The 20277-nt window shown below is 43.5% G+C and carries 19 protein-coding genes; 9 read left to right on the top strand and 10 right to left on the bottom strand.

The annotated features are described in order from the left end of the window. Position 1 precedes the first annotated feature (1 nt). The 3 genes from JC525_RS12125 to JC525_RS12115 form a co-directional block, all read right to left on the bottom strand. Positions 2–1135 (bottom strand): efflux RND transporter periplasmic adaptor subunit, encoded by a 1134-nt coding sequence (locus JC525_RS12125; protein WP_198816071.1) that lies wholly within the window; start codon positions 1133–1135, stop codon positions 2–4. 213 nt (positions 1136–1348) lie between these two features. Then, complete coding sequence (locus JC525_RS12120) at positions 1349–1741, bottom strand: OsmC family protein (RefSeq protein ID WP_198816070.1); 393 nt, start codon at positions 1739–1741, stop codon at positions 1349–1351. A gap of 87 nt (positions 1742–1828) precedes the next feature. Beyond that, positions 1829–2713 (bottom strand): CvfB family protein, encoded by an 885-nt coding sequence (locus JC525_RS12115; RefSeq protein ID WP_198816069.1) that lies wholly within the window; start codon positions 2711–2713, stop codon positions 1829–1831. Between the two features lie 65 nt (positions 2714–2778). Between JC525_RS12115 and JC525_RS12110 the strand changes: the two genes are divergently transcribed. From JC525_RS12110 to JC525_RS12095, 4 genes are read left to right on the top strand one after another with little or no spacing between them, the layout of a single operon-like run. Beyond that, positions 2779–3516, top strand: coding sequence for a 5-oxoprolinase subunit PxpA (locus JC525_RS12110; RefSeq protein ID WP_198816068.1), 738 nt, complete (start codon positions 2779–2781; stop codon positions 3514–3516). A gap of 56 nt (positions 3517–3572) precedes the next feature. Then, positions 3573–4349 (top strand): 5-oxoprolinase subunit B family protein, encoded by a 777-nt coding sequence (locus JC525_RS12105; protein WP_198816067.1) that lies wholly within the window; start codon positions 3573–3575, stop codon positions 4347–4349. After that, positions 4346–5293: a biotin-dependent carboxyltransferase family protein gene (locus JC525_RS12100; protein ID WP_198816066.1), complete on the top strand. Its 948-nt coding sequence runs from the start codon at positions 4346–4348 to the stop codon at positions 5291–5293. Before JC525_RS12105 ends, JC525_RS12100 begins: the two co-directional genes overlap by 4 nt. Further along, a complete protein-coding gene (locus JC525_RS12095) occupies positions 5290–6156 on the top strand; it encodes a D-amino acid aminotransferase (protein ID WP_198816065.1) in 867 nt (288 codons plus the stop codon). The genes JC525_RS12100 and JC525_RS12095 overlap by 4 nt, the downstream gene beginning before the upstream one ends. A gap of 53 nt (positions 6157–6209) precedes the next feature. Here JC525_RS12095 and fur read toward each other — a convergent pair whose 3' ends face one another. Continuing rightward, positions 6210–6638 (bottom strand): ferric iron uptake transcriptional regulator, encoded by a 429-nt coding sequence (gene fur / locus JC525_RS12090; RefSeq protein ID WP_198816064.1) that lies wholly within the window; start codon positions 6636–6638, stop codon positions 6210–6212. 316 nt (positions 6639–6954) lie between these two features. Between fur and JC525_RS12085 the strand changes: the two genes are divergently transcribed. Next, the gene (locus JC525_RS12085) at positions 6955–8961 is read left to right on the top strand and encodes a methyl-accepting chemotaxis protein (RefSeq protein WP_198816063.1); all 2007 of its coding nucleotides are present in this window, start codon (positions 6955–6957) and stop codon (positions 8959–8961) included. Between the two features lie 122 nt (positions 8962–9083). On the opposite strand, the gene fldA is transcribed toward JC525_RS12085, so the two are convergent. From fldA to JC525_RS12060, 5 genes are all read right to left on the bottom strand, one after another. After that, positions 9084–9608, bottom strand: a complete 525-nt coding sequence (gene fldA / locus JC525_RS12080; protein WP_105930082.1) for a flavodoxin FldA — start codon at positions 9606–9608, stop codon at positions 9084–9086. Between the two features lie 26 nt (positions 9609–9634). Next, positions 9635–9853: a DUF2788 domain-containing protein gene (locus JC525_RS12075; protein ID WP_014998613.1), complete on the bottom strand. Its 219-nt coding sequence runs from the start codon at positions 9851–9853 to the stop codon at positions 9635–9637. Positions 9854–9976: 123 nt separating this feature from the next. After that, positions 9977–10756, bottom strand: coding sequence for an alpha/beta fold hydrolase (locus tag JC525_RS12070; RefSeq protein ID WP_159117719.1), 780 nt, complete (start codon positions 10754–10756; stop codon positions 9977–9979). A gap of 103 nt (positions 10757–10859) precedes the next feature. Next, a complete protein-coding gene (locus JC525_RS12065) occupies positions 10860–11258 on the bottom strand; it encodes an H-NS histone family protein (RefSeq protein WP_159117720.1) in 399 nt (132 codons plus the stop codon). Between the two features lie 145 nt (positions 11259–11403). Continuing rightward, positions 11404–13053 carry an electron transfer flavoprotein-ubiquinone oxidoreductase gene (locus JC525_RS12060; RefSeq protein ID WP_159117721.1) on the bottom strand — a complete coding sequence of 550 codons (1650 nt, stop codon included), beginning with the start codon at positions 13051–13053 and terminating at the stop codon, positions 11404–11406. A 370-nt stretch (positions 13054–13423) separates the two neighbouring features. Here JC525_RS12060 and JC525_RS12055 point away from each other — a divergent pair, with 370 nt between their 5' ends. Then, on the top strand, positions 13424–14176 hold the full coding sequence (locus JC525_RS12055; RefSeq protein WP_039216447.1) for an electron transfer flavoprotein subunit beta/FixA family protein: 753 nt from the start codon (positions 13424–13426) through the stop codon (positions 14174–14176). Next, on the top strand, positions 14173–15099 hold the full coding sequence (locus tag JC525_RS12050) for an electron transfer flavoprotein subunit alpha/FixB family protein (RefSeq protein ID WP_159117722.1): 927 nt from the start codon (positions 14173–14175) through the stop codon (positions 15097–15099). Before JC525_RS12055 ends, JC525_RS12050 begins: the two co-directional genes overlap by 4 nt. Before the next feature lie 111 nt (positions 15100–15210). Here JC525_RS12050 and JC525_RS12045 read toward each other — a convergent pair whose 3' ends face one another. Beyond that, positions 15211–15519: an isoamylase early set domain-containing protein gene (locus JC525_RS12045; RefSeq protein ID WP_105930141.1), complete on the bottom strand. Its 309-nt coding sequence runs from the start codon at positions 15517–15519 to the stop codon at positions 15211–15213. Positions 15520–15876: 357 nt separating this feature from the next. On the opposite strand from JC525_RS12045, the gene JC525_RS12040 reads away from it, so the two are divergent. Together JC525_RS12040 and JC525_RS12035 are read left to right on the top strand one after the other, a co-directional pair. Beyond that, entirely contained in the window at positions 15877–17109 is a 1233-nt protein-coding gene (locus tag JC525_RS12040) for an efflux RND transporter periplasmic adaptor subunit (RefSeq protein WP_159117723.1), read from the top strand. Further along, positions 17109–20243: an efflux RND transporter permease subunit gene (locus JC525_RS12035; protein WP_198816062.1), complete on the top strand. Its 3135-nt coding sequence runs from the start codon at positions 17109–17111 to the stop codon at positions 20241–20243. The genes JC525_RS12040 and JC525_RS12035 overlap by 1 nt, the downstream gene beginning before the upstream one ends. The last annotated feature ends 34 nt before the right edge of the window (positions 20244–20277 follow it).

Raw genomic sequence — 20277 nt, 5'->3', positions numbered from 1 at the left:
ATTAGCTGTTAACTACTTCAACGGGGGCGCTGTCTTTCAAGTTTTGGTGGCCTGCAGTAACGACTTCTTCGTTTCCGCTTAATCCATTGATAACCTCAATGACGTCGTTATTTTCAAATCCAGTAGCGATATCAACTTTTTTCACCTTGCCATTATCGACCACGAATACGCTGTGGCTGTTATCAATGGTTACCAGCGCTCTGCGAGGTAGCAAGGTCGCGTTAGCATGAGTAGCATATTCAAGTGATACATCGGTAAACATGCCTGCTTTAAGCTGGTTGTCTTCGTTCGGTACTTTTAAGGTAACTTTGAACGTGCCGGTGGTTGCATCGATAACTGGGCTTATACGTTCCACGTTGGCCGTGATAGTTCTATCGCCTAACGCGGCAACAGTAAGTATTGCGCCTTGTCCAACCACCACGTTAGGTAATTCGTTTTCTGGCAAGTAAACAACGCCTTGAAGATTGCGCTGTTGAACAATATGGAACATTCTTTCACGTTGGAACGACTCGGTGAGGTTGCCGACTTTGGCGTTTCTCTCTGCAATATATCCGTCAATAGGCGCGGTAATCGTTGCCTCTTTTAAGTCAAGCTCAGCCAAACGGACAGACGCTTTTGCTGATTCAAATTGCGAGGTAAGTTTGTCGTAGGTATCGTCGCTTATGAGCTTTTTAGAATAAACTTTATTAACCTTATCAAGCTCGCTTTCAATACCGGCTAAGTCAGCCAGTGCTTTAGATAAGTTCAGCTCGTAGCGGCGCTTATCAAGTTGCGCCAGTACTTGGCCCTTTTTAACATAGTCACCTTCTTCAACGAAGATCTCTTCAATGATCCCCGAGGCGCGCGCAACGACAAAGGCTTCTTCACGCGCTTCTAAAATAGCAGTAGTGTCGTAGGTTGAGGTTATGTCGCCAGTAATGATGGTTTGAGTTTCAACAGGAATAGCAAAGGCCGTTTCCTCTGCTGACTCCGACTGGGCGTTGGCGTCGATAGCATCGGCATCAGAGCATGCGGTTATCGAAAGCGAGAGGGCAACAATACCGCTTCCAAGAAGAAGTTTAAGCGATGTTGGCGAAAACGGTAGTGAGGAACGTAGTGGCGAAATAGAGGTGCTGCTTTGCGTTGATGTTTCCATGGTCAATAACCCTAACGTGTGTGTCGTTATATAGTAATGACCCAGTACAGCAGCTAATATGCCAAAGATGTTAAATAATGTTAATTTTAAATAAATTCAGTAGCTTACATACGTAACAAGTGGTTTCAATGAAAAGGCCAACATTTGCAGTTGGCCTTTTGCACTAATGCTTAGCGAAAAATGCTAATAACCGGCTAGTTCCACTATAGTCTATTAAACCAAAGTATAGCTAGTGGTGATATCAACGTTGCCCGTAAGCATAAGCATAACGGAACAGTATTTTTCTGCAGAAAGCTGCACAGCGCGACCCAGCGCTTTTTCACTGATCCCTTCACCAGAAACCGTATAATGCGCATGAATTTTAGTAAAAACTCGCGGCGGCTCTTCGGCTCGCTCTGCTTCTAATTCACAATTACACGCTTCGATATTAAAACGGCCTTTTTTCAGAATGTCGACCACATCAACGCTTGAGCAGGCTCCAACGGCTAGGAGTACCGACTCCATTGGAGATACTGCGTTGCCGCTACCATCCATCACGGTTTTGTAACCGCTGTCTGTGGTGCCAGTAAAAGTGAGATCTTTGTCCCAAGAAACACGTGCTTTCATTGTTTGTCCTAATATCATAAAGCTATCGAAAGAGGCTGCAAGCCACTGTTGTAAGTAACACACCATTACAGCAGCGACATGTTGTTCTTACTTATTCAGACGGATTGCGTCTGGGCTTAGCGTTATTTTCTTTTGCTTGTACAATGCGCCTAACGCTTTTTTATAAGCCGCTTTACTCACGTTAAAATGAGAATATATAGCCTCCGGTGCACTCTTATCTGTTAACGTAGAAATACCACCATGGGCATCCAAGTCATCTAGAATTGCCTGTTGAAGAGCATCACGGCCGCCTTTGTCAACGCGCTGAAGGGCTACATCAACTTTGCCGTCCTCGCGGATAGTTTTGATAACACCCTCTGTCGCCTGACCGATTTTAAGCGGTTTAAAGGCGTCGCTGTGGAAAATGAGACCTAAACTTTTCTCGTTGATGACCACTTTAAAGCCTAAATCGGTCTTAGCATAAACCAAGCAATCTACCGCATCGCCTTCGTTGAGATAGGCGCTACTTTCTTTTAGAAAATAGTGAAGCTTGGTTGCACCTAAAATACGTTGTGTCTTGTCGTCAAAAAAAGCGTGAACGACGTAATACATACCTGGATTAACAGGCTGGGCTTGGTAGTCGTTAGGCATCAATAAATCGTTGTCCAAACCCCAATCGAAAAATGCACCAAAATTCGTTGCCGAGACTGCTTTAAGTACTTTGGTTTCGCCAACTTGAATAAGTGGCTTTTTTATAGTGGCATAAAGGTCGCCGCGCTGATCAGTGGCAACAAAGACTTCAACCTCTTGACCATCAGCCAGTGACGTTTCCACTTCGTCAATGGCAAGTGTGACAGTTTGCATTTCATCAGCGTCATCAATTTCTATGACACCGTCGTTCGCATCATCATTGTCGACAAGTGGCGCAAGTGCGTAGCCAAAGGGGTATTGGGCTACCACGCGTAATGTATTAATTTTTCCAATATTTATCATCAGCACTGACTTTTTAAAAAGAACAGGTAACATGATACTGGAATGAAGGTGAGAGCTAAACCATTATGAAGTTAAATTGCGATTTAGGTGAAAGTTACGGTGCGTGGTCTATGCCCATAGAGTCGGCTATTATGGCGGAGATTGATCAGGCCAACATAGCGTGTGGGTTTCATGCAGGCGACCCACTGGTGATGAAACAGGCGATATTTCTTGCGAAAACACACGATGTTGCGATAGGGGCACATCCGGCTTACCCAGATCTTCAGGGCTTCGGCCGACGAACCATGGCGATAGCGTCCGATGAACTCATAGCCATGGTCCAATATCAGGTTAGCGCACTAAGTGGTATGGCAGCGCTTTCTGGAACAAAGGTGAGCTATGTTAAGCCTCACGGTGCGTTATATAACGATATGATGAAAAGCCTCAAGGTTCGACGAGCAGTGATGCAAAGCGTGGCTGAAATAAACGCGCAATCTTCGCAGGAACCATTGACGCTAATGGTGCAAGCGACAGCAAGAAATGACGTGATTAAAGAAGAGGCAAAAGAGTGGGCGTTGCCATTATACTTTGAAGCTTTTTCTGATAGACGTTACACCGATGAAGGGTTGTTGCAATCGCGCACAATAGAAGGTGCAGTATTAAATGAAGATGAAGCCTTAGCCCAGGCTGAGCAGCTTATAGAATCAGGTACTGTTACCACTGCGTCTGGCAATACGTTGAACGTAGACGCGGATACGTTATGCGTGCATGGTGACACTAAAGGCGCAGTGAGTATTGCGCAAAGGATCAGGAAGTTTCTATAAACTCGCCTCATAAAAGACACATTTACTAAGAATAATAACGGTATCAAGGACAGCAGATGCAAGCTTTCGGGTGTATTAAGCGAATTGTGACAGCAGGTGCTGACGCCATAATAGTGTATTTTGACGGCGCGAACTTGGATGAAGCAAATAACGCGTGTCACCGAATGCTTGCGGCTATCGACGCGAAAAAGGGGCCTATCACTCATAATGGTGTTGGTAAAAAGCCAGATGGTGATACAAGTACCCGATGGAGGTGGTTACGCGAATGCGTGCCGTCTTACGACAGCCTGCTTATCATTTTTGACATGGCATTAATTGACAGTCACGGTGTGTACCGAGCGTTAAAAGGCTTAGGTGATGACATAAATACGCCACGCGCCGGAAAAGAACAACGCGGTAACAACGCGCTGGTTGAAATTCCTGTGTGGTATGGCGCGCCAAGTGCGAGCGACTTAAGCCTAGTCAGCAAGAAAACGTCGCTGTCTATTGAAGAGATTATCAAGCTGCACACAAGTGCAATTTATAAAGTGTACGCAGTGGGTTTTTCACCGGGGTTTGCCTACATGGGCGATATACCAGAGGCGCTGAAATGTGCGCGCTTAGGTACACCCCGCAAGCGGGTTCCGAAAGGAGCCGTCGCAATAGCGGATAGGCAAACGGCGGTTTACCCGAGCGAGTCACCCGGAGGATGGAATTTATTAGGGCTGACTGCGTATGACATGCTGCTGCATAGTGACCAGCACAGTGAGTCTCGATTGAAAGCAGGCGATGTCGTTAAGTTTGTCTCGATTACAGAGCAAGAATACAAAGCAGGGTTGCAGGTTGAACGATGAGAATTGAAGTACTTCGCAAGGGACTGTTTAGCCTTATTATTGATAAGGGCAGAGTAGGAAGACAGAGGGATGGTTTCTGTCAGTCAGGCCCCATGGACAATAACGCCTATGATTGGGCCAATTTTCTTGCCTTAAATTTAGACGGCACGCCCTGCATTGAAGCGATTGGCGAGATGCAGATACGCGTTGATCAAGATTGTATCATTGCGGTTACTGGAAGAGAGCCTTCGCTCGATGTGGATGGGGTCGCTAGAGCGACTTATCAGAGCCAAAAAGTAGCGGCTGGTGCAACAATAACCTTCAAAAGTGCGCTTTTAGGTAGCAAAGCATACCTGGCCGTTTATGGGAACTGGCAGGTACCAAAAGCAGTGGGCAGTGCCTGTACTGTGGTCCGCGAACAACTGGGTGGATTAGACGGTAAGGGACGCGTGCTAAAAGATGGCGATTGCATAGAAGTTTTAGCTAACACAAGAATGAAAGACAACGTTAAAATGCGAACGCTAGCGCAGCAGTTCATAGATGACTATGGCTTTCTAGAATCTATCCGGGTTGTTCCAGGTTATCAGTTTTCAAGCTTTAGTAATGTTGCCATACGCACGTTTGAAACCAGCACCTATACGGTTTCATCATCAATCGACCGTATGGGCTTCAGGTTTACCGGTGAGTCAGTTGCCTCCGATATGGTAGGTATGCGTTCTGAGGCCATTCATCTTGGCGCTATTCAAGTTCCGGGCGACGGTCAGCCTATTGTAATGATGCGCGATAGGCAAACTTTAGGGGGCTATCCGAAATTAGGCTGCGTGAGCCCCTGTGATATTAGTCGTTTGGCGCAAGCCGTGCCTGGCGAAAAAGTAAATTTTGTTTTTCAAAATGAAGAAGAGGCAAGGGCCGACTGGCTACTAACGACAAGTAGACGCCGCCGTTTGCAAGGAGAAATAGTGTGACAATTGCATTTTTAAATGGTGAGTATATGCCTCTTGCTGAGGCCAAAATTTCTCCGATGGATAGGGGCTTTCTTTTTGGTGATGGTATTTATGAAGTCATACCAACCTACGCTGGCATTCCTGTTGGGTTTAAGGGGCACACCACGCGAATGGCCCAAGGTCTACAAGCTATAGAGATCACTAATCCCTATACGGCAGAACAATGGCAAGATATTCTGTCGAACTTGGTGACAAAGAATACAACATTTTTTGAAAGCGGAAACATTGGTGTTTACTTTCACGTAAGCCGAGGTACCGATACTAAGCGTTTCCACGCTTATCCTAAGCATATAGCGCCAACGGTATTTGGTTTTGCTTTTGAAATCGCACCACCTCAACCTACGTCCAAGACTGATGCCAAACCTTTTAAAGTGGCACTCCAGCGGGATAAAAGATGGCAGCGATGCCATATAAAATCTACGTCATTATTAGGTAACGTAATGCATTATCAAGCTGGCGTAGACGCGGGCGTTAACGAAACTATTTTGTACAACGGCGACGGTATGATAACCGAAGCAAGCTCATGTAATGTGTTTATGGTAAAAGACGGCGCTATTTCGACGCCGCCGTTAAATCACGAGCTTCTACCCGGCATTACTCGCGCTATAGCCATTGAAGCGTTTAAGCAAGCTGGGCTGGTAGTCACCGAAACCTGGTTTAGTAAAGAAGAGCTTTTGAATGCGGATGAAGTATGGCTTACCTCTTCGAGTAAAGAAGTTGCACCTGTGGTAGAGGTAGACGGGCACGTCATTGGAAATGGTGAAGTAGGGGATGTGTGGGAGAAGGCCATTGCGGCTTATCACGCCTACAAGTTTAAAGCGTAGTTAACGAAAGAGGCCCGCAAAAAGCGGGCCTCTTAGTATCAAATAAATATAACTTACTCTGGTACGTTATCGCAGTTACCCTCGGTACACTCGCCATATAGATATAGGCTGTGATGAGTTAACTTCATCTTATGCTTTTTAGCAATCATCTCTTGACGTTCTTCGATAATTTCGTCTTCAAACTCAATAACTTTGCCACACTTGAGACATACCAAGTGGTCATGGTGATCTTTATGACTTATTTCGAATACCGATTTCCCGCCTTCAAAGTGATGGCGGTTTAGAATACCTGCGTCGTCAAACTGGTTTAAAACGCGATATACCGTCGCTAAACCAATTTCTTCACCCTGTTCAATGAGTATTTTGTACACGTCTTCAGCACTGATGTGTTGGTTTTCTGGCTCTTGCAGAATTTGTAAAATTTTAAGGCGAGGCAGAGTGACTTTAAGCCCTGCTTTTTTCAATTCTTTATTTTGATCCATTACAACCTACTGAGAACGAGTGAATAAGTATTTGGAGGTTATTATAGGTAAGTTAAAACAATTTAAAAGGAAAACCGTGGAAACTTTATTTACTCGCTGAAAATTTACCCATTGCCTCTTTATTGTCTCAGTCTGCGCGTACTTAGCTTAATGAATTGCGCAGGCCTGACCAGTGTGTAAGTCTCAGATAATGTTACTAAATAACTAAAATAAATAAAACTTTTGACGTATTGCATTAACATCCTGTTAAACTAAACTTAATGGGGAATCATAATGCTCCATATATTTTTGGCATGCAGTTTTAATGGAAGTGCCCATGCAGTTAACAATTATAAATAAAATTACATTAGGCTTCGGTCTATTCGGCTGCTTACTTTTACTTACCAGTACGCTCTCCTACTTTGGACTCAGTAGTATAAAAGACTCTGCGTTAGATGTTGTAGAACAGAAAATGCCGGTGCAAACCAGTATGGTAAAGGTGAAAACCGAGATTCTCTCGTTATCGGTGATTACGGCCAATGGCTATCACGTTATGGACATCGCCGAGTTAAATGCTAATAAAGCGACTTTTGATTCACTCTCGTCAGCATTCGAGGAAGACTTGTCGCGTTTAACTTCTCTTATGCCTAAAAATATAATTGCATCTAATGCCGTTGAGGTCAGTTTGGCCTATGTTGATAGCAGCAATAACATGTATGCGGCAATTAATGAGAGGATGAATATTGAAAAGGCACTTGCCACCCAGCTTGAGAAGGTTCTGATGACCGCCGACGAAGCCAGTGCTCTTATGCTTGATCTTTCTTATTTAGAAGGTAATAACCCTAGCATCGAAACGCTTATTGGGGCTGGAACGGCTATCGATAATAAGCTACTCACAATGAACGACTCTTTTGTTGAATTGGCGGAAACAAACGATGCGGCACAAAGTGCCAATATTATCGAAGATTTAAATTATCAATTGAGCAATTTGCAAGTTGATAAGGACTACGTTAACCGCTTAGCAACAGATGTTGATGACGGTGGCACAATAGAGGCGTTTAACGAGCAGTATGACCTGCTTATTGAGGCGGTAAACGGGGCAAATGGCCTGATTGCTCTTCAACGTCAGAAACTGTTAGAGGTAGAAAAAGCTGCGGTTGCGCAAAAGCAAGCAAAAGAGGCGTTACAGACGGCACTTACCGATATTAATACCTTGTTCGATTCAGTACAGACGCAGTCGCTTGATGGACAAAACGCCATTCTCGAATCCGTTCAGGAAAATTTAGTTCGCAATATTATTGTTGCAGTCTTAGGGCTAACCGCAGCGATATTCTTAGCGGTAATTGTGACGCGTAGTATTTCAAAGCCTTTAGGTCGAATAAACCAAGGGCTGAGCCTGCTGAGTAAAGGCGATTTAAGTACGAAACTATCTGAAGAAGGCAACGATGAGTTTTCAGCACTATCAGCAAAGGTGAACAGTTTAACTGACAGTTTAAGAGAGCTGGTGGGTAATATTTTAGAACAAGAAAAGCGGCTGATTGAAATTACAAAAGAAAGCGTTGAGCTAGGTAACAAAAGCCTTTCGGAGGTGGATAAGCAGCGAGAGCAAGTCACTGTTACCTCAACGAACACGAAAAATGTCCAGGATAAGAGCCGCAGCAACCTTGCTCAAATTCACGATGCAATGGATGCGCTTAGAGAAATAACCCAACAGAGCACAGACATCGGTCATTTAGTCGATAAGAACCGTCAGCAAGTAGGAAATCAAGCTAGACAAGCTGAATCATCTTCACAAATTATAAGCAGGCTAGACGATAACTCTCGCAGTATTGGCAGTATTTTAGACGTCATTAAGACAATAGCTGAACAAACTAACTTGTTAGCGCTGAATGCTGCCATAGAAGCAGCCAGAGCCGGTGAGCAGGGCAGGGGATTTGCTGTGGTTGCTGATGAAGTACGAACGTTGGCAAATCGCACACACGACTCAACGGAAGAGATAGAGCAAATGATAGGTAATTTGCAAAAAGATGCTGCTGAGGCCGTTAAAGCGATTAATGCAGGGCGTGAGCAAGCGCAAGAAGGGGTGCAAATTACGCAGCAAGTTTCACAACAAGTTGAAAGCATTCGCCAGATTATTGAACGCTTAAGCGATATCAACGAACATATTGTCACGGATACTCAGCAACAAGACATACTGCTTGGTGATGTTGCCGAGAGTTTGAATAAAATTGTGGCCTTGGCAGATTCGAGTGCACAGAGCACTAGGCAGTCTAATGAATCAACGATGATGCTGGATGCACAAACTGAAAGCCTAAGAAAGGCAGTAGAGCGTTTCCACTTGTGATTTTCATTAGGTACTGTCTTGTACGCAACGCAATTCGCTTGAATGTAAATCAAATAAAAAAACCGCTCGTCTGAGCGGTTTTTTGTATGCCTATTTGTGCACGCTAATGTATCGCGTTCAAACTAGGCCAGTTCTGCCAAGCATAATTCGTCGTGAATTTGCTTACACCACGCTTTAACGCGAGACTCTGTTAGTTCAGGTTGGCGGTCTTCATCAATTCCTAGACCAACAAAATGATTGTCGTCAGCCATACCTTTAGATGCTTCGAAGTCATAGCCATCAGTTGACCATTGACCAACTAAAATCGCGCCTTTGGCTTCAACGATGTCTCTAACCATACCCATCGCATCTAAGAAGTATTCAGCATAATCTTCTTGATCGCCACAACCAAAAATTGCAACCAACTTATCATTAAAGTCGATTTGCTCTAACTCTGGGAAAAAGTCATCCCAGTCGCATTGCGCTTCACCGTAGTACCACGTAGGGATACCAAAGATAAGCAAATCAAAATCAGCGATGTCTTCTTTACTGCTCTTGGCAATGTCTTTAACATCAATTAGCTGTTTACCCAATTCCTTCTGGATCATTTTCGCAACATGTTCGGTATTACCCGTGTCACTTCCGAAAAATAGGCCAACGCTTGCCATATCTAACCTCTATTAATCGTTACTAATTAAACGCCTGTGCTTAACCAAAACCATTCAATAATGCCTTTCGCAAGAAACCCCAAGGCTCCTAAACCTAGCACACCATAGGTGACGACACGCCCTATGAGCGGTACATCGTTCTTACGCAGTACATCGTGTACAGCGAAACCCATCAATACGAAAAGTATAAATAAGCCGCCATACAACATGATGGACTCAATGAGTTCGTAATTTTCTGCAAGCATAGTGTTGTTACTTCAAAATTCTGGCGCAATGATACCACAGTATATACGCCTGTAAGAGCCTAAAACGTTCAAAAAAATGTAATAATAGTCATTCTCATCTTTTATGATGACGAAACCTTATTTTTAGGACGATTTCTTGAGCGTTCTCTCAACTATCGAATTAAATGCCGCAGGCTTTTCTGCATGCAACCAATGGCCCGTACCCTCGATAATATGTGCTTTCGCATTAGGGAAATAACGACTTATCTCATCGCGGTAAGCAGATGTTATGTAGTCAGACTCACTTCCCTTAATAAATAATGTTATGCCATCAAACGTCTGATTAGTTTGTTCCCAGTCAATAATATGGGAATAACTTGCCATGAGACCTTCTACATTAAATCGCCATTTCCATGCGCCGCTATTATCCTGATACAGGCTCTTCAAAAGAAACTGGCGCACGCCAGGTTCTTTTACATGCGCCGCCATTTCTTTTTCTGCGTCCTTTCTACTTTGGATGGTGTTTAACGGAACAGAATTCAAGCCGTCAAATACCGCTTGATGACTATGATCGTATTTAACCGGGGCAATGTCGGCAACAATTAAATGGGATATTACAGCACTGTGACTTAAGGCTAATCTCATTGCAACTTTGCCACCTAAAGAATGGCCCAATACCGCACTGCGACTTATTTCAAGCGATTGCATTAGTTCGAACACCGCTTCAGCTGCATCGACTATTGAAAACAATGAAGTCCACGGTGATTCACCATGATCCGGTAAATCAATGCTAAGGACATTAAAATCTGATTCAAAATGGCGTTTAATTCCCGCTAAATTATCGGCATTGCCAAAAAGACCGTGAATTAATATTAACCACGGAGAAGATGTTTGGCTTTTTGAAAGTTTATAGTTTAACTCCACAGCTTTATACCTATTTTCCATTTAAAAATGCGCTAACTGACGTGTGGTCAAAATAAAATAAGGCCTGTAAAACAGGCCCCATTATAATGGTTAAGCAGATAATTTAATTTATAGCGTAATCGTCAAGTGACTTGCCGCTGTCGAGCGCATCTTTATAAACGCGAGGCATACGACCTATGCCTGTCCATAAATGCTCTTCGCCTTTTTCATCTACCAGCTTATATTTGATTGGGCGCTTTTTTCCGGCTTTTTTATTTGTGTCGAAATTTAACGCCTGTAAATCTTCTACATTTAAGCCAGCTTCTTCCATTTGCTTTTTAATTGACGCTAGCTTTTCTAACTTTTCTTTTTCTAGTTTTTCTTGCTCAAGGGCTTTTTCTTTTCTTTTTTCTATTATGCCGCTAAGTTTTTCTTGAACTTGTTCAAGTTCTTCTATGCTTAATTCCTTAACAGCACCTTGTAAACGTCTTCCATGGGTTAAAATATCTAAAAATTCGCTCATTAATTAACCTTAATACGTTGTACTAAATTTCAATTAGATAATAATTAAAAGTAGCACAAAAAAAAAGCGAGCTACGCTCGCTTTTAAAAATTATCCGTTTAATTGCAGAAACTATTAAAAATTGTTTCGCAAAGGTAGAGGGAATTTACATATTTGGATAATTGGGGCCGCCTGCACCCTCTGGTACAACCCATTTAATATTTTGGCTGGGATCCTTGATATCGCAGGTTTTACAGTGAACGCAGTTCTGTGCGTTAATTTGAAAACGAGGTTGTCCTTCTTCTTCAATTACCTCATACACCCCAGCAGGACAGTAGCGCTGAGCAGGCTCAGCAAATTTAGGTAAATTAATTTGAATAGGAATAGAAGGGTCTTTCAGTTTTAAGTGACAGGGCTGATCTTCTTCGTGGTTGGTGTTAGATAAAAATACCGATGATAATTTATCAAAACTCAACACGCCATCTGGTTTCGGGTAGGAAATCTCTCTCGCATCTTTTGCTTCTTTAAGTTGAGCATAATCTTTGTGTTCATCTTTCATAGTGAAAAACAAATTGCCGTTAAAGAAATTTTGCTCAAGGGTATTGAATGCGCCGCCCCAAAAATTACCAAGCTTATGAATTGCTGGACCAAAATTACGAGAGCGGAACAATTCATCATAAAGCCACGATGATTTAAATTTCTCTGTAAAGCTGGTTAACTCTTTTATGGGGGCTTCAGAATTCTCTACAATTGCATCAAAAATACTTTCAGCGGCTAACATGCCCGACTTCATTGCAGTGTGATTACCCTTTATCTTCGCAAAATTAAGGGTACCTGCTTCACAGCCAACTAATAAGCCACCAGGAAAGGTCATTTTAGGCAGCGAATTAAAGCCACCCTTTGCAATTGCACGAGCGCCGTAAGAAACGCGCTTACCACCTTCAAGGTACTGTTTAAAAACAGGGTGATGTTTGAGGCGCTGAAATTCATCAAACGGGCTTAAATAGGGATTGTCATAATTAAGATCGACGATTAGGCCAACGAACACCTGATTGTCCTCAGCATGATAAAGATAGCTTCCGCCGGTGGCATCATCAAGGGGCCAACCCGCGCTGTGAACAACCAAACCTGGCTGATGCTTGGATGGATCTATGTCCCAGATTTCTTTAAAACCAATGGCGTAGTGTTGAGGAGAGGCATCTTGATCTAACTTAAAGTGAGAAATGAGCTCTTTGCCTAAATGGCCGCGACAGCCCTCAGCAAACACGGTGTATTTAGCACGTAACTCCATGCCTGGCATATAGCCGTCTTTAGGTTCGCCATTTTCGCCAACACCCATGTCTCCGGTAAGCACACCGCCAACACTGCCGTCTTCATTATAGATAACTTCAGACGCAGCGAACCCTGGAAATACTTCAACCCCTAACTGTTCAGCTTGTTCTGCTAACCAGCGGCTAACGTTCCCCATTGAGACAATATAATTGCCGTCATTGTGCATGGTTTTTGGCGTTATGCCGTTTGGTAGCTTTCTCGATGACGTTTCATCGTTGAGTAAATAGATATGGTCTTCAGTGACTGGCGTGTTGAGTGGTGCACCTTTTTCTTTCCAGTCAGGAAAAAGCTCGTTGAGTGCGCGAGGTTCGAACACCGCGCCAGAAAGAATATGCGCGCCTACTTCGGAGCCTTTTTCGACCACACAGACCATTAGCTCTTGGTCTTTCTCATTTGCAAGCTGCATAAGCTTGCAAGCCGTTGATAATCCAGCTGGGCCGGCACCGACGATGACTACGTCAAACTCCATCGATTCTCGTTCCACGGGAGGCTCCTTATGTTTGTATTTTTATAGTGCACTATTGATGAAACAAATAATGCTTTGTGTCAAAAACATGTAAATTAATTGTCGTTTTGCAAGGTAATGCAGGTTGACGTTTACGTCAACAGTAAGTACATTGCAAAGCAGTTTACGTTAACGTTAACTGGCGGTTCATTATAACTGCTCGTAAACGTGGTGTTAACGTCGTTTTAAGGCTAGCCTTTTAAAAACGTACGTTCCACAGTTTCTTTTTTAACGTAGAAGCATTGTTAAAGTTTCAAAAAGCGTGGTGATGTAATACGTTTTTAATTATTAATAGTTAATTATTAATGAAACGTAATTAGCACCGACGAACTCAACAATTGAGGTAAATATGAAAATACTCGTACCGGTCAAACGCGCGATCGACTACAACGTTAAGGTAAGAGTGAAGGCCGATGAATCAGGCGTAGATCTTACTAACGCGAAAATGGCCATTAACCCTTTCTGTGAAATTGCTGTTGAAGAAGCCGTTCGTTTAAAAGAAAAGGGCGTGGCCACTGAAATCGTTGTCGTTTCAATTGGTGACAAAAGCTGCCAAGAACAAATACGTACAGCACTAGCCCTAGGTGCTGATCGCGGTATCCAAATCGATACCGATCAAAATCTTGATTCACTTCAAGTGGCAAAGCTATTAGCCAAAGTGGTAGAAGAAGAGCAGCCTCAGCTTGTTATTCTTGGTAAACAGAGCATCGATTCTGACAACAACCAAACAGGCCAGATGCTTGCCGCATTAACTGGTATGCCTCAGGGAACTTTTGCCTCTGAAGTGGTTGTAGATGGCGAAAAAGTGAATGTAACTCGTGAAATCGACGGTGGTCTTCAAACTGTTGCGCTCTCGCTTCCAGCTGTAGTCACAACAGACCTTCGTTTGAACGAACCGCGTTACGCCTCGCTTCCAAATATTATGAAAGCAAAGCGTAAGCCTCTTGATGTTAAAGCGGCCGCAGACTTTGGTGTTGCATTAGAGTCAAACGTAAAAGTGCTTAAAGTCACGCCTCCGCCTCAGCGTGAGGGTGGCATTAAAGTGGCAGACGTTGCTGAGTTAGTAGATAAGTTAAAAAATGAAGCAAAGGTGATCTCATGAGCGTACTCGTATATGCAGAACACGATAACACAAGCTTAAAGACGGAAACGCATAAGCTTGTGAACGCGGCACAGAAAATGGGCGGCGATATCCACGTTTTAGTGGCAGGCGAAGGTTGCCAAGCGGTTGCTGAAGCTGCTGCTCAGATTGATGGGGTTGCGAAGGTACTTGTTGCTGATAATGCAGCTTATAAGCATCAACTGGCCGAAAATACGGCTGACTTGGTTCTTGAACTAGCGGGCGACTATAGCCATGTCATTGCAGCTGCAACAACTACAGGTAAAAACTTTATGCCTCGCGTAGCGGCATTGTTAGATGTTGCCCAAATCTCTGACATTATTGGCGTAGAAAGTGAAGATACTTTTGTACGTCCAATTTATGCAGGTAACGCAATTGCTACCGTTCAATCATCTGACGCAAAAAAGGTGATTACCGTTCGTGCAGCATCATTCGATGCAGCTGCAACTGGTGGTAGTGCTGAAGTAACCGCAATTGATGTGGTTAAAGGCAGTGAGAAATCTGACTTCGTTTCAGCAGAGCTTACTGAATCTGAGCGCCCAGAACTCACAGCAGCAGAAGTAGTTATTTCAGGCGGTCGTGGTATGCAAAATGGCGACAACTTCAAGCTTCTTGAAGGTATTGCAGACAAGCTTGGTGCAGCTATTGGCGCATCGCGCGCTGCGGTAGATGCTGGCTTTGTTCCTAACGATATGCAGGTTGGTCAAACGGGCAAGATTGTTGCGCCTCAATTGTATATCGCTGTAGGTATTTCAGGCGCTATTCAGCACCTTGCGGGTATGAAAGACTCTAAAGTTATTGTTGCTATTAACAAAGACGAAGAAGCGCCAATTTTCCAAGTTGCTGACTATGGTTTAGTGGGAGACCTATTCGACGTTCTTCCAGAGCTTGAAGGCTCACTTTAGTCATATCGCTTAAACGACAAAAGGCTGCATTAATGCAGCCTTTTTTGTAGGGATTGGTTTTTCAATACGCGCGGTATCTTATAGGTATAATGCTTGGATTTGAGCTAGTTGTTATACTCGAACAACAGAGTTGTCCTCAATGCTCACCGGTGAGGGGATGTACGCATCGGCATCCCAGTCATTTTCCCATTTTTCCCCGTCAAGAAGATATCTGAATTGGTATTCATTATCTTTTTCTAGGTCTACCGTTAACGTAAAGTCGCCGCTTTTTAGCTTTTTCATTGTTAATGGTTGGGTTTTCCAATCAGTGAAATCTCCACATAGAGATGCTTCTTTGGCGTCTTTTGCCGCTTCCGCATTTAGTCGAAATGTCACTTTACACAGAGGTTTTGATTTAAGGTATTGTTTCTTAAGGCTCATAATCTGTTTTCCCTTCAACGTTGCGAATTCAATCCCGAGGCGAATGAGCATGCAAGGCAGTGCTCAAGTGATAGCCGCCGGTTAACTCATAACCAATGAGTGCTTAAATAATCAACGAAAACCTCATAATTATCAATCATACTTTGTATTCTTTTGATATTTTTTTATATTAGTAACGCTTGATTTTTTTGTGCTCTTTTTTTTAATAATTCGAAATAAATTTTAACAATCTTAAATGAGTACTCTACCAATAAATTCAGTACACTAGTGTTGATACAATAATAATAGAAATTTTGGGGTATCTGAGTGGCAAGACATTGCTTTTACTTTGGTTACCTTCGTTCCTAGGGATAGTAAATGAAAAACTCCATGTTAATGAAAAGTGGTATTCCACTGTTCATAGTATTAATCGCGTTTGTTGCAGCGGCGGTTATGATTAAATCGCGCAAGCCACCTGAGCAAGTCCCCGTAGAGATCCCTGCTTTCTTAGTTGATGCAAAAGCAGTGAACGCAGAGCAAGTAAGCTTCATTGTAAAATCTCAAGGTAATGTGGTACCCCGAAATAAAACCGGGCTAAGTGCACAGGTCAGTGGCAAGGTAGTGAGTCTTTCCGATGCGTTTATCGCGGGAGGAACATTTCAGAAGGGCGACATACTCGCCACGCTAGAGCAAGATGACTATCGCACAGATTTAAAGCTTGCAGAAGCTGAACTCGCTCAAGCGCAAGCTGCCTTACAGGAGGAAATAGCGCGAGGAAAGGTTGCAGAACAAGAATGGCGCTCAGTAAGCAGCGTCGCGCCACCTGAGTTGGGCTTAAGAAAGCCCCAATTGGCAAAAGAACAGGCAAACGTTAAAGCCGCAGAGGCTAAACTAGAGCGTGCAAAGCGCAATTTAGAACGAACTAAAATCACAGCGCCATACAACGGTATCGTTGTAGAGCGAAATATTGATCTTGGACAGTTTGTGGCTGCGGGTTCAATGCTGGGCACTGTATATTCTACCGATACGGCGGAAGTAAGATTACCTATTCCAGATAGCGACCTCATGTTTATCGATATAGCTGGGCAGTCGAGCGAAAGCGCCCCCGTTTCTCTCTTTGCGTCGGTTGGTGGCGTTAAGCGCACATGGGAAGGCAAGCTAGTTCGTTCAGAAGGAATTTTAGATACGGGTAGTCGAGTAGTCTACGCCATTGTTGAAGTTAAAGACCCTTATAATCTTAACGATTCTCACCCTTCGCCACTGCGTTTCGGTCAATTTGTGGAAGCAGAAATTACCTCTCGCCAAAACGAAGAGCTTGTGGTGCTACCTCGCAGTATTTTGCGGTTAGATAATACCGTAGTTACCGTTAACGATAATCGAGAAATTGATATTAAGCCGGTTGAAATTGCTCGTACCACCGCGAAAGATGTGTTTATTCGCTCTGGTATCGAAGAAGGTTCATTGGTCGTCACCAGTGCGGTTCCAAACCCTTATAACGGTATGAAAGTCCGTTTGCCAGGTGATGAGCCTGTGTTATCTGAAGCAGCTGAATCTGATACGTCGAAAAACACTGACAAAGTGGAAAGCAAGTCCTCTGAAGGAGGCAACTAATGAGTCGCATTGATACAAACAAAGGCTTAATTGCCTGGTTTGCAAAAAATAATGTTGCCGCTAATCTACTAATGATATTGCTTGTTGTTGGCGGTATATTCAGTGCGTTCAGTATTCAAAAGCAAGTTTTTCCAAGCTTTGAAATAGACGTCATTAGTGTACGGGTTCCCTACTTAGGTGCTGCGCCACAGGAAGTAGAAGAAGGCGTACTGCTAAAAATAGAAGAGGCAATTAAAGACTTAGAGGGCATTAAGCAAATTAACGCTACCGCCGTTGAAGGGATGGGAACGGTAAGCATCCAAGTCGAAGAAGATTATGATGTGCAGTCGTTGCTTGATGAGGTAAAGGTACAGGTGGATGCAATACCAAGCTTCCCCGCTGATACTGAAAAACCAGTAATTTATCGCCAAAAAATTCAACAGGATGTGATTTGGATTTCAGTTTATGGTGACGCGTCAGAGCGAGAGTTGAAAGAGTTTGCCAAAAATTTACGCGATGACATTGCTAATTTGTCAGGAATTTCCAGTGTTCAAGTAGTGGGCGCGCGCGACTACGAAATATCGGTAGAGCTGTCTGAAGTCGATTTACAAAAGTACAATCTTACCTTTGCTGATGTTGTAGGGCGCTTAAGCCAGTCTAGTGTGGACTTACCTGGTGGTTCAATTCGCACCGAAAACGGCGATATCTTGCTAAGAACAAAGGGGCAAGCCTATACCGGCTGGGACTTTTCTCAAATTGTACTGGTCACTAATTCGAATGGAACGCGAGTAACTTTGGGCGATGTTGCATATATAAACGACGGCTTCATCGAAAATAATCAATACGCCTTATTTGACGGTAAGCCAGCCGTTAGCTTGCGGGTACAAGCCGTTGGTGATCAGAATGCGTTAGAGATATCTGAACAAGTAAACAATTACATCGATAGTCAAAAGGCAGAATTTCCAGCCCACATTACGGCCGATACATGGGGAGATAGCTCATTCTATCTTGCTGATAGACTTAATATGATGCTCGAAAATATGTTTTTCGGCGCGCTTCTTGTTTTTCTGGTTCTGTCTCTATTTTTAAAAATAAAGCTCGCATTTTGGGTTATTGTAGGGCTACCGGTGTGTTTCCTTGGCACTTTATTTGTCATGCCCTTAGATGTAGTGGGTGTATCTATTAATATGCTCAGCTTGTTCGCCTTTATCCTTGTCTTAGGGATAGTGGTAGACGATGCCATCATCATGGGCGAGTCAGCTTACTCTGAAATAGATAAAAAGGGTCACAGCGCTGACAACGTCATTGCCGGTGTTAAAAAGGTTGCTATGCCCGCCACTTTCGGCGTACTGACTACTATCGCTGCATTTATGCCAATGCTTATGGTTTCTGGCCCTTTCGGTATTATTTGGAAGACCATCGGCATGGTGGTGATTGTCTGTCTAATATTCTCACTTATAGAGTCTAAGCTTATATTGCCTGCCCACCTTGTGCATATGAAGCTGAAGCCCTATGACCCAGCAAAAGCTAATAGCTTTCAAAAGTTTAGAGACTTTTTCAGTGAAGGTATAAAGACCTTCATTCAAAATAAATATGCACCTTTTTTAGCTAAAGCCATACGCAATAGGTATACCACGGTTTCCGTTTTTGTCGCGATGCTGATCTTAACAGTTGGTTTATTTGGCGGTGGTATCGTGCGTTTTGTATTTTTCCCTAATATCCCAAGCGACTTTATGGTTGCCAGCTTCGAGCTAGAACCAGGCTCGTCACTACAGCAGCGTGATAATGTGCTTACAACGCTTCGTGAAGCTATGCATCGCATGGACGAAAAGATTGCTGAAGAATCTGGAGAAAATGTAATTAAACACGCCATTGCATTTGATAATGGCAATTTAGGCGGAGAGATTTTTGCGGAGCTTACAAAAGGGGAAACACGAACGCTGACTGATTTTGAAATTCAGGACATGTGGCGTCAGGAGCTTCCTGAAATACCTGGTGTTAAGTCATTCAATATTAGTTCTCCTGGCGGTCCGGGTGGTGGTGCAGACCTTAGCTTTGAGTTTAGTTCAGGCGATATCAAAGCGCTGCGTGCTATTAGCGAAGAGCTAAAAGAAGCGTTAGATCAATACGAAGGCGTAACCGATATTAACGATACTTTCTCTGGTGGCAGTGATGAAATTCAGTTAGCGCTTAAGCCACAAGCTGATGCACTTGGTATTTCGTTACGAGACCTTGGTCAACAGGTACGTTTTGGCTTTTATGGCGCAGAAGTTCAGCGTATTCAGCGAGACGACGAAGAAATAAAAGTTATGGTACGCTACCCTAAAACCGAGCGAAGCTCCGTAGAGCATCTTGAAAATATGCGTATTCGCGCACCAAATGGACAAGAAATACCTTTTGAGCAAGTGGCGACCTTCACTGTTGGCCAAGGCTTTGACTCTATTATTCGCGTAGACGGAAAGCGTTCTGTTACCGTTACGGGTGTAGTTGATAAAGCATTACTCGACCCATCAGAAGTGACCAATGACGTAATTGAAAACCTAATGCCAGACTTGTTGGCTCGTTATCCAAAAGTTGACTTTCAGCTGCAGGGGAACTCAAAGGAACAAGCCGAAGCTATGTTTAGTCTGATGCAAGGGTTGTTGTTTGCATTGTTCGCTATCTACACATTACTTGCTATTCCGCTCAAATCTTATAGCCAACCTCTGATCATAATGTCAGTAATTCCTTTTGGCATAGTGGGCGCTATTATCGGCCACTTGGTGCTTGGCATGGCGGTAAGTGTATTGTCTGTCTGCGGCATTATTGCGTTATCTGGGGTTGTGGTAAACGACAGCTTGATCATGGTGGATTTTGTAAACCGTGCGCGCAAAGAAGGAATGTCTCTAATGGAGGCGGCAATTAGCGCTGGTACGCAGCGTTTTAGAGCGATAATTCTAACGTCATTAACTACCTTTATGGGGTTGATGCCAATTGTATTTGAACGCAGTCTGCAAGCACAGGTTGTCATACCTATGGCTATTTCCTTGGCCTTCGGTATTTTGTTTGCAACGGTGATAACGCTGCTACTCGTTCCTGCACTTTATCTAATTCTTAACGACCTTAAGAATGTATTTAAAGGCAGAAGACAAGCTCAAGTTACGACAGAAAGTTAAATAGATAATGCCGGGTAAAACCGGCATTTTTCTT

It is taken from the genome of Alteromonas sp. IB21, from assembly GCF_016405965.1.
GTDB lineage: Bacteria > Pseudomonadota > Gammaproteobacteria > Enterobacterales > Alteromonadaceae > Alteromonas.
Note: the sequence above shows the minus strand (reverse complement) of the source record. Positions and strands in the feature narration are given on the sequence as shown.